Annotated in this window: 10 protein-coding genes; 5 read left to right on the forward strand and 5 right to left on the reverse strand. The window is 61.9% G+C overall.

Annotated features, from left to right (window positions below):
- Nucleotides 1-123 precede the first annotated feature (123 nt).
- From N6L25_RS10140 to N6L25_RS10150, 3 genes are all read right to left on the reverse strand, one after another.
- On the reverse strand, nucleotides 124-696 hold the full coding sequence (locus N6L25_RS10140) for a hypothetical protein (protein ID WP_271979827.1): 573 nt from the start codon (nucleotides 694-696) through the stop codon (nucleotides 124-126).
- Nucleotides 697-942: 246 nt separating this feature from the next.
- The gene (locus N6L25_RS10145; protein WP_271979828.1) at nucleotides 943-1,977 is read right to left on the reverse strand and encodes a TPM domain-containing protein; all 1,035 of its coding nucleotides are present in this window, start codon (nucleotides 1,975-1,977) and stop codon (nucleotides 943-945) included.
- Entirely contained in the window at nucleotides 1,970-2,593 is a 624-nt protein-coding gene (locus N6L25_RS10150; RefSeq protein WP_271979830.1) for a LemA family protein, read from the reverse strand. Before N6L25_RS10150 ends, N6L25_RS10145 begins: the two co-directional genes overlap by 8 nt.
- 283 nt (nucleotides 2,594-2,876) lie before the next feature.
- Here N6L25_RS10150 and N6L25_RS10155 point away from each other — a divergent pair, with 283 nt between their 5' ends.
- The 4 genes from N6L25_RS10155 to N6L25_RS10170 all read left to right on the forward strand — a co-directional run bounded on the left by N6L25_RS10155 (nucleotide 2,877) and on the right by N6L25_RS10170 (nucleotide 7,638).
- Entirely contained in the window at nucleotides 2,877-5,474 is a 2,598-nt protein-coding gene (locus N6L25_RS10155) for a mechanosensitive ion channel domain-containing protein (RefSeq protein WP_271979831.1), read from the forward strand.
- Nucleotides 5,475-5,665: 191 nt separating this feature from the next.
- Nucleotides 5,666-6,274 carry a DVUA0089 family protein gene (locus tag N6L25_RS10160; protein ID WP_271979833.1) on the forward strand — a complete coding sequence of 203 codons (609 nt, stop codon included), beginning with the start codon at nucleotides 5,666-5,668 and terminating at the stop codon, nucleotides 6,272-6,274.
- 177 nt (nucleotides 6,275-6,451) lie between these two features.
- Nucleotides 6,452-7,360, forward strand: coding sequence for an esterase/lipase family protein (locus N6L25_RS10165; protein ID WP_271979835.1), 909 nt, complete (start codon nucleotides 6,452-6,454; stop codon nucleotides 7,358-7,360).
- On the forward strand, nucleotides 7,357-7,638 hold the full coding sequence (locus N6L25_RS10170) for a hypothetical protein (RefSeq protein WP_271979837.1): 282 nt from the start codon (nucleotides 7,357-7,359) through the stop codon (nucleotides 7,636-7,638). Before N6L25_RS10165 ends, N6L25_RS10170 begins: the two co-directional genes overlap by 4 nt.
- Nucleotides 7,639-7,686: 48 nt before the next feature.
- Here the strand turns inward: N6L25_RS10170 and N6L25_RS10175 are convergent, their stop codons facing one another.
- Both N6L25_RS10175 and N6L25_RS10180 read right to left on the reverse strand, forming a co-directional pair.
- A complete protein-coding gene (locus N6L25_RS10175) occupies nucleotides 7,687-8,091 on the reverse strand; it encodes a DUF4332 domain-containing protein (protein ID WP_271979839.1) in 405 nt (134 codons plus the stop codon).
- Nucleotides 8,092-8,344: 253 nt separating this feature from the next.
- Nucleotides 8,345-8,596 carry a thiamine-binding protein gene (locus N6L25_RS10180; protein WP_271979841.1) on the reverse strand — a complete coding sequence of 84 codons (252 nt, stop codon included), beginning with the start codon at nucleotides 8,594-8,596 and terminating at the stop codon, nucleotides 8,345-8,347.
- Between the two features lie 334 nt (nucleotides 8,597-8,930).
- Here N6L25_RS10180 and N6L25_RS10185 point away from each other — a divergent pair, with 334 nt between their 5' ends.
- Nucleotides 8,931-10,211: a peptidoglycan DD-metalloendopeptidase family protein gene (locus N6L25_RS10185; RefSeq protein ID WP_271980007.1), complete on the forward strand. Its 1,281-nt coding sequence runs from the start codon at nucleotides 8,931-8,933 to the stop codon at nucleotides 10,209-10,211.
- Nucleotides 10,212-10,213 lie beyond the last annotated feature (2 nt).

A 10,213-nucleotide genomic window follows, 5' to 3' on the forward strand; every position in this document is an offset into this window, starting at 1 on the left:
GCTCATAGGCGACAGCCTAGAGAGCTGGCCTTGCCGGGCCCGACGTTGGGCGTTGATGCCGGCAAGGCGGGATGCAGTCCGCGGTGGACGGGCACCTGTGATCCGGAGTTAATCGGGGGCTCCCTAGATCAACCGTTGGGATTCCGGCGACTCTGGATAGCGATTCTTTTCAATGGCGTAGTAGGCCTTCAGCAGATCCACCTCGATACCGATCGCCTTGCGAGCTTCCGCGAGCGTCAGGTGGTTGTAGTCCTCAAACTTCACTTTATCGAGTTGCTGGCAGTCGGACACATAACCAAGCTTGACCGCGTCCTTATAGACCTCGATATCCTGATCGCTCATGCGATAGACCTTGGGATACAAATACTTGGCCACGAACGCGTAGAGGCGTTTCTCAGTGGTCGTCACCCGATTGGTGCTGCCCATGGTAAAACCCAACACGAACGCTTCGTCCTTGGGCATTACACCCCGTCCCAGCAGCAGGTGGATGTAGTCGTGAGTCTTCAGGTCCGTGGCGCCTCGGAAGAGATCGATGCCCGGCAGGTCATAGCGGGGATTTTCCACCAACTGGATAATGAGCGGAATGTCTTCCTGCTCCAGGGCGATGTCCTGCATTTTCGCGAAGGCATAGCCCAGGGTTATCTGGTCATCGGTGAGGGGGATGTTCCAGTTCCGAACGTGGTCGGGGAGTGCCATTATCGATTCCTTTCGATCAAATCGTCGAATTAACGTACTGCAATACTAAAGCGTTGAATAGCTTAATTGTCCCCCTTGCATGGAATTCGGTTTTAAGGAGCCTCTGAATGCTACATCTGCGGCGTTACGGCTCTTGCCAAGGGCTATCCGATCTGGGGAAACCCGGCAGCGTACCCATCCTCTGGGGTAGTGACGCCTGCGTATCCATGGCACTGAGCCCACGGCGCCCTAGCACTTGTGGGATGGCTAGGGCGGATAGGGGTAGCCGTTCTGGTCGAACCTCAGGTCGAGGAAACCAAACTGGTAGGGGCCGGCATAGTCCGGCACCAGCCGCCATTGGTTGTTCCGCCCGAAGCGGATGGCCTCGATCATCACCGTGAAGTCCAGTCGCCACTGGTTGTCTTCCCGCACGAAAAAATACGGTGGGCAGGTGCGCTCGGCAATGGGTGAGCGCAGCACGGCCCGGTTACCGCTCCGGAAGGAGCTGTCGATTCCGCATTCCCGCAGGCTGCGGGCGACGTTGTCCATCTGCGCCGGGGTCATCACCCGCTGGGCCAGCAAGTCGCGGGTAACGCGGGAATAGATCGCCAGTGCCGGGTTGTTGTTGCGGTTGACCATGGTCGTCCGGTAGCGCTCCAGGGTGTCCTGGAGCGAGGCGGCACTGCCATGCTCCAGGTGTTCGGTGCTGCGTTCCGCCTGACCCTCGCCAAGGCGTGCGGCCATTCGGGCACCACCTCCGCCACTGCCGGCGCTCCAGCCTTCGGTGCTGGGATCGAGTCCGGCTGCGGCGTTGGTGGCCCGGGTCACCAATAACTCCGTGGTCGCCAGAACGCCGTCGGCAATGCGGTTGGCCGCGAAGAACTCGGTCAGTTGGCGGTGTTCGATGTAAGCGGTAAAGGCGTCGGTATACACCGGTTCGAGGGCGTGGCTGACTTCCAGCCGCAGCTGATTGGCACTCACATCGAGCACCAGCAATAGGCCCCGGCCGCTGTGGCTGGGTGTGCCGACGTCCTGGTCTCGGAAATAGTCGGCCGCAAACAGGTCGATATCGCCGAGGTCGCGATCGATGACCACCCGATAGTCCAGGTCAAGGTCTTGGAGCAGGAAGTGATGGACCTCGGCTATTTTTGCCTGATCATCGTCCGAGAGCAGCCCGACCCGGTCGGCGACCAGTGGTGGCGCTGACTGGATCAGCGGTCTCAGCAATAGCGCGGCGGTCAGGTTGATCCATACGATGGCGAACAGCCAGGCCAGCCGCTTGTCCAAGCGGCCGTCAGCCATCGCCAAACACCACCTTGACCGGCTGCTCGGCGCCGTCGCTGGCCTCGAAGTAGACGCGCGGGGCCATCCCCAGGGGTTCCGCCAGATGGCGGCCGATAAAGCCGCGAATGGCGCTGTTGTAGTCGCGAACGGCTTGGTTATAGCGAATTCGGGCAACGTTGATGCGGTTTTCCGTGCCTTCCAGCTGCGCTTGCAGTTGCAGGAACTGGTCGGTCGCCTTCAGCTCCGGCAACGCCGCCGCCCGGGTGAGGAGGTGCTGGGTGCTGACCGACAGATGCTTGTCCAGGTTGGCAATATCTTGCAGCGCGGCGCCATCCGCTGGTGGCTGCGGATGACGGGCAAGCATTTCGGTTTGCTTCTCGACCAGCGCCTCGAGCGTCTCACTCTCGTACGCCATGGCCTGGCTTACGGTTTGCAGCAGGTTGGGAATCAGGTCCGCCCGGCGTTGCAGATTGCTTTGTACATTGGCCCACGCCGATGCCACAGATTCGTCTTTGCCGGTGAGGCTGTTGTGGGTGTACCAGGGAACGGCAATGGCGACGGCAACAACGAGGGCGATTAGCCCCAGGTGGGCGTTGCCGCTGTTTGACGGTACCGATGGCGATGGGGTGTACATGGCGATTGGATCCTTAACAGGTCAAGGGATTGAATCATATTGGAAGAATTCCCCCGGGTTTTCCACGGCCTTGCTCCCAGATTCGATCGCCACCCGACCGGCTGAGGGCTGGAGGGCGATCAGAAGCGTTGCTGGGCGAGCCAGGGTGTTTTTCCGGGGGCAGCCAGCAGATCCTGTGGCGATGGACCATACTCAGGTTTGCGGGTTTCCGGGGCGCAGCAAAATGCGGCAACGATTCAGACATAGGGGATACACGGTCTGTCTGTGGCTGGTGGGTTGGTCTTTGCCACTGCTGGCGGCCCAGGCCCAGGTTCAGGTTCGGGAAGCGGAGCAGCCCGCGGAGGCTATTGAGGAGCAACCCGCCGAGCCGATCATTGAGGCGCCGCCCGAGTCGGAAACCCCGGCGCCCCTTCCCATCGTCCTGCCCTCAGAATCCGACATCGGCATCCGCCAGGAGGTTCGCGATCTGTCCAACGCCCTGGAGCAGCGCCGGGCGGCCCTGAGCCAGACCCGCGAGCGTCAGGCCTTCGCCGAATCCCTGCTCAGTCGCCTGGACAGCGAATTCCGCAGTCTCGAGCAGCGGCTGGAAACTGCCGGCCTGGGCCTGACCGAGAACTATGCCAACCAGCTGCGGCGCCGGCTGGAACGACTGCAACAGCAGCATCTGGCCAAGGACCTGGAGCCGGCCATCAAGGAGCAGCTGGAGGCGGCGCGGGTGGAGCAGTTCCAGCTGGAGGAGTTCGGCGCGGTCCTGGACCCGGACGAGGGCTCCAGCGACTTCCTGCTGGAACGGCGCGCCCAGTTGCTGGCGCAGCTGCGGGAGGCCGTGGGCGGTCATATTGACCTGCTGAACAAGTACTTCCGCACCATTCGCACCCTTAAAGAGCGCATCAAGGCCTACCAGAATCTGGTCCGGCGCCGCCTGTTCTGGCTGCCCAGCACTCAGCCGGTGGGGCGGGAGACCCCGACCGAGCTGGTGGCAGCGGTGTCCGCCATTCTTGACCCGGCGCGATGGGGCAAGTTGGTGCAAGGGGTGCCGGAGTCGTTGCTGGCCAGATTCCCGTTGCTGGTGTTCCTGATGCTGATTCTGGTGGCGCTGGTTCAGGCGCGAGGGGGCATCCGGCAGCGGCTGATGGCGACCGGCGAGCCCATAGGCAAGGTCAACCTGGATCGCATCGGTTTAACCGTTCAGGCGTTGGGGTACAGCGCGCTGTTGGCACTCACCGGGGCCACCGTGCTGGTATTGTTGGCGATCACCGTCGCCAATGCCGGGACGCTGGGGGCGGCCTTGGCCCGGGGCTTTGTCGATGGCGCAATGCTGCTGTTCATGCTGGGGCTGGTGCGCCAGGTGTGTCGTGCGGGTGGGCTGGCGGAGCGCCACTTCAAATGGCGGCCCCAGACCCTGCTGGCCACCCGCAAGGCGATTCCCCGGTTATTGACGGTGCTGGTGCCGGCCACCGTGCTGGCGCCACTGACGGTGTCGCCGGTGGGCGCGGACTTTGAGTCGAGTCTGGGGCGCTTGATCTTTCTGGTGGCCTCGCTGGCCCTGGCCTACTTCGTCCATTACCTGTTTCAGGCCTTCCGCGACTGTACCGACAAACGGCGGGCGTCCAAGAGCCTCAAGCTGATGCAGTTTCTGCTGGTGTCCGCGCCGTTGGCCCTGGCCGTCTTGTCGTTATTTGGTTACCACTACACCGCAGTGCAGCTGGGGGAGACGCTGTTTGTCACCATGTGCTGGCTGGTGGTTCTGGTGTTGATGCGCTACCTCGGATTGCGGGCACTGTCGGTACGGGAGCGCCGACTCAGATTGGAACGTCTGCGGGAGCAGCGGGCGCTGGAGCACGAAATGGAGGCGGTTCTGGAGGCCGCAGGCTCGTCCGGTGAGGGGCGTTCCGCCACCCTGGACCTGCCGGAGGTGAACCTGCACAACATCAGCAGCCAGAGCAAGGCCTCGCTGCGGGTCATCACCCTGGCGTTGGCCGTTGCCGGCCTGTGGCTATTGTGGACGCCGGTCATTCCGGCCTTGCGGGTATTCGATGAAATCATTGTCTGGTCGGTGCTGGAGGGGGCCGAATCCATCGATATCACCCTGGCAGATTTTGCCTTGGCGGCGCTGATCGCCATGGCCACCGTCTTTGCCGCGCGCAACCTGCCCGGAACCCTGGAAGTTGCCCTGCTCAGCCGCATGCACCTGGCGCCCGGAACCGGCTATGCCATCACCACCGTGGTGAATTACCTGGTGGTGATCGTCGGCGTCATTGCCGCCTTCAATATCCTGGGGGCGCAGTGGTCCAAGTTGCAGTGGCTGGTGGCGGCGCTGGGGGTAGGGCTGGGGTTTGGCCTGCAGGAAATCGTCGCCAATTTCGTTTCGGGCATCATCCTGTTGTTTGAGCGCCCGATCCGGGTGGGCGACACCGTCACCATCGGTGGCATTACCGGCAAGGTCTCGCAGATCCGCATCCGCGCCACCACCCTGGTGGACTGGGACCGCAAGGAGCAGATCATTCCCAACAAAACCCTCGTCACCCAGGATTTGACCAACTGGACCTTGTCCGACTCCATCACCCGGGTCATTGTGCGCGTGGGTGTCGCCTATGGTTCGGATGTGGACCGGGTGCAGGCTCTGCTAATGGACATTGTCGCCGACAACGAGCGGGTGGTGGACGACCCGGTGCCGGCGGTGTTCTGTGTCGGGCTCGGGGACAGCAGCATCAACTTTGAGCTGCGGGTGTTTGTGCGCAGTATTCTCGACATCATGCCGTTGTCCCATGAGTTGCATGCCAGTATTACCCGGCGCTTCCATAGCGAAGGCATCGAGATTCCGTTTCCGCAGCGGGATATTCATATCCGAAGTGAGCCAGCGGAACTCAGGGTGGAGTGATTGTGTCGGATTTTTTTGTGCGGGCCATCACATTATCCGCTTGATGCGTCAGCAAATTTATCGCTTTTGTTCTTTCGGCGAGCGGGAAATCGCTGTGATGGCCGTGGTTACAGGGTTGGTGCCATTTTTGCTCTGGCGGGCAAGGCTTTCCGACACGGAAGCCTTCGCCTACCAATACGCAGGGAGCAAACATGAACAAAGCACTGATGTTCGCAGCCGGTGCCGCCCTGGCCGCCAGTACCACGGCCAATGCCGCGCTGATCAACTTCACCGGATCCATCGAGTACCACAACGACGTGATCTATACCTACTTCAGCCTGGAGCAGGATGCCACCAACGTCAGGGTTTGGACCGACTCCTTCCAGGACGGTACCAACTTCGATCCCATCACCGCGTTGTGGAACCACTCGGACGGCAGTCTGCTGGCTGAGAATGACGACGATGACTCCATCAATCCCGCCACCCAGACCATCTACGACTCCGGTTTCGCCTTCGATTTCCTGGCTGCCGGAGATTACGTGTTCACCGTCGCCACCTATAACAACTGGGCGCTGGGCAATCTGCTGAGCGACGGGTTCACCTTCGATGGTCAGGACCCCATTGCCCTGGCCGACTGGAATCAGCCGGCTAATGGCCGCGACATGGGTCCTAACTGGAGTGTCTGGCTGGACGGTGTGGATTCGGCCTCCAATCCGGATGATTCGGTCGATGTCCCCGAGCCGGGGACCGCGGCCCTGTTCGGTCTGGGCCTGCTGGGCCTGGGGCTGCAGCGTGGCCGTCGCCGCAAAGTCGTGAGTTAGTCCCCCAACGCCGCAGGCCCCGGGGCCTGCGGCGGTTTCGGATCAACCGGCGGTGTTTCTGTCCCCACGCGGCCGCAGTTGATTGCAGCGCCGTCGCTGCCGCCAGATCTGGCCAATTCTCCCACCCCATAGCCGGATACACTGTTCAGAGCACTCTCCCCGGACAGGAGCCCGGTTATGAACACCGCCCATGTAAATTGGCAGCACCGGCTGTCCGCCATCGCCAGCGGTTTCCTCGGTGATTGGCTGGAAGCCCGACGCAATCCGCTGGCTGTGCCGATGCAGTTTCACCACCGTGGTCAGATCGTTTCACCGGCAGCGCCAGCGGTCGCCGCACCGGCATCCACCATGGTGGTGCTGATCCACGGACTGATGGAACTTGAGTCGATCTGGAGTTTTCCCGGCCAGCCCGACGAAGACTACGGCAGCCGGCTCGATCAGGCGCTCGACGGCGGCGCAACCACGTTGAGTCTGCGCTACAACACCGGGCGCCCCATCCACCGCAATGGTCAGCAGCTGGCCGCAGAGCTGGAGCGCCTGGTGGCGGCCTGGCCAGTCCCGGTACACCGGCTGATCCTGGTGGGGCACAGCATGGGCGGGCTGCTGATCCGCAGCGCCTGCCACTACGGCCTGAGCCAAAGCCATCGCTGGATGAAATCCTTGCGCGACTGTGTCTACATCGGTTCCCCGCACGACGGCTCCTGGCTGGCAAAGGGGGCGCAAGCGTCGGCGGGTGTGCTGAACGCCTTGCCGCGGGATTACCTGCGGGTGGTGGGAGAGGTCATCGACCTGCGCAGCGAAGGCATCCGCAACTTGTCCAGGGGCGACGTGTTGGCCGGTGACGGGCAGCTGGCGGCGCTGGTTCCGGATGCCCGGCACTATGTGGTGTGCGGGCTGTTGGCCGGAAAGGCCGGTAATCCGGTGAATCTTCTGTTCGGCGATGCGTTGGTCCACGAAACCAGCGCCCAGGGCCAAGGTCAGGGCGACTGGGCGTTGACGGGATCAGCGACCTTTTCCGGGATCGATCACATTCGTCTCGCCCACCATGAGGCGGTGGCGCAACAGTTGGAGGAGTGGCTGTCATGACCTCGACGGAACAAACGCAAGTGGACTGGTGGCGGGGTGTCGCCGAGCTGTTGGCCCATGGGCTGGCCCATGGCGCCAGGAAGGCCCAAAGGGCCCATATCTCCATCGCCGATGAAACTTTCAATATCCTGGCCCGTATTCCGTTGACCCGACCGGTCAGCGAGCCCGTGCGCAGTGTGCATCACGGCATAGCCGGGTTGTCCTACGGAGTCGTGGCGACGCTGGCCACCGGCCTGGCGCTGGTGTGTGAGCAGGAGGGGAGCACCGGCCGTTCCTGACCGGTGCCGAGGGGTGGCTGTGGCGTCCGTATTTTCTGTCGACCGGGCTCAGTGCGTCACCACTTTGGGCAGGTTTTTGGCTTGGCTGACCCAACCCGCGATCGACATCTCCGACGGTACCCGGCGCACCAGGTGACGGCTCTGGTTGACCTGGAACATCTTGGCACGGAGATTGGCCGCCTTGCGATGGGCGAGTTCCGGTACGCTATCCACACCGGCGCACTCCAGCAGGTCTGCGTATTGGGTGCTGACGCCCTTGATACGAGTCAGGTCGGCGCGGTTGACCCATTCCAGCAGGCGTGATTCCGGCAGGCCGCATTTTGCCGCCGCCAGCTTGCGGCCCTTCTTGTTGCAACAGGTCTTCAGCAGTGATTCCAGTGAGCTAATGCCTGCCTGATTCAGCTTGCCGGCGTAGGCATCGCCAATGCCTTCGATGCGCGACAGTTTTGTCATGGTCGTGTCCTCCCAGCGAATAATGAGATCGCCCGGCTACAGAGGGAGGAGGCCCGCCCTAGGCACAACGGGAGCCACGCCCCCTGCTCAGGGCGCTGCGAAGCGAGTACCACACTTGGGCAAGACTGCGAACCCGGCCCGGTGATGCGCACCACACTCAGCCTACTGCCGCATACCTTTAATTTAGCCGACGTCGGGCCAACCGGAAACCTGGGCAGCCGCTGAATAACACTGACTCATCTCTGCGCGCTGCTTAGTCTTTCGGACGGCGGTCACCTTCGAGGAAATTGGCGACAAACACGGCCTTGCCAAATCGCTCGAACGACCATTTCATGGTGTCCGACAGTGCCTGCATCACCGCATCGAACTCACCGAACACCTGAGTACTCATGCGATTGGGGTATACCTCAAGGCCGCTGCTCTGGAGGCGGGCAATCACCTCTTTAATTGGTGGCTTGAAGTCGCCGTTGAACGGGTAGTAACTGAGCTGGACGGACAGGTACATGGCGTAACCTCCTGGAATTCGTCTAATCACTGGTATAAATTGCACATATGTACCATTTGCAGGCCATTAACCGCGCCAGATCGGTCATGGCCCCGATCTAGAAATCCATAGCACAGGACAAACAAGTATGAAGCCCAGGGTGCCTCTGAATCACTCCGAATCGTCTCTGCGCGCTCTGAAGGCTGTCGCGGCCAGGCGCGGCAACGCCGCAGGTGCAGCCTTCAGAGCATGGCCTGCGGGGCATTCAGAGCCAGCCACGCGCCTCGCTGCGACTTTCTGCAAGCTCCTGGCGTTCCGTCCCAGCCCGGAACGACTTAACAGTCGCGCCTTGATTGTGCAGGGTTTTGGCAGCCAGCGCGACTCCGGAGCCATTCAGAGACTCCCCAGCTGGTTCCTTGGCGCGGTGGTACTCCTCGCCCTGCAGACGTCAGCGGCAATGGCAGCGGAGTTCGACGAAAGCGCCGTCTGGCCGCTGTGCGGCCGTATCAGCGAAGCGCCCCCAGCCGGCTGGGACAGTACCCAGGGCTGCCCCTCCCAGCGTCACGGCGATCCAGCCTATAGCGATTATCCGTTGTCGTCAGCCTTTGGCCCCCGCCAGAAAGCATCGCAAAACTTCCGTTACGATTACCACCGTGGTATCGACATACCCACCGCAGCGGGGACTCCGGTCTTTGCGGTGACCGATGGCGAGGTGAAGATTGCCGGCAATCACAGTGCCTACTCCGATCCGCTGGTGCAGCTGGCTCACGTGCGGCCGGGGGCGAACGGCTGCAAATCCGGCGGCGGCTGCTACTACAGTAATTATATGCACCTGTCCGATTGGGTGGTGGCGCCGGGTGATGAGGTCAGTCGCGGACAGCTGCTTGGCTATACCGGTGCCAGCGAGTCCGGTTTTGAACACCTGCACTTTGAAATCCGTAATGCCAATGCTGCGGACATCTACTCGCGCTGGCAGCGAGATGCCATTCATCCGTTGCATGTCTTGCCCTATGACCAAGGCGCTCCGACTTCCCTGACGGCCAACATCATTGACGTGCAACCGGTGGATGCAGAGACCTTGACGGTGACGGTTCGAGTGGAACAGGCGACGGTGGAACAGCGGCTGGACGTCAAGCGCATTGAAGTGAGCGCGACGCGCTACGATCCGCTGTCCGGCGACTATGAGCCGGTATCGCAGGCCGGCAATGCGCCGACCGCCGGGGGCTATTACGTTAACCCAACGTTCATCGATTTTGATACCAACAATTTTGCCTACTCCCACAAGGATTCGGCGACTTATCCATGGGAATCTTTTGCCGACTGCCCCCATGGCGATCAGCACGGTTCCAGTTACGATGCCAATGTCCACCTCGATCACGCCACCGAGGAGGATGTCTCGGTGGGGCTGTTCAATGGCCAGCGCCTGGCCCCGCATCCCTTCAGTGCGCGCGACAGCCATTATCGCTTTGATTTCACCGTCGACTCGGTGGCGGTTGGCGCGGGGGGGCTCGCGGGCGTCTGCCTGACCGCTTCGGTGACGGATGTGCAGGGCAATGTGCGCAGTGGCCACTGGGGCGACTGTGCCAGCGGGCTGGTCAGTCAGCTGCCGCTGCAATCGCTGCTGTCGACCCTGTAGTC

The organism is Marinobacter sp. SS21, from assembly GCF_028369065.1.
Classification (GTDB): Bacteria; Pseudomonadota; Gammaproteobacteria; order Pseudomonadales; family Oleiphilaceae; genus Marinobacter.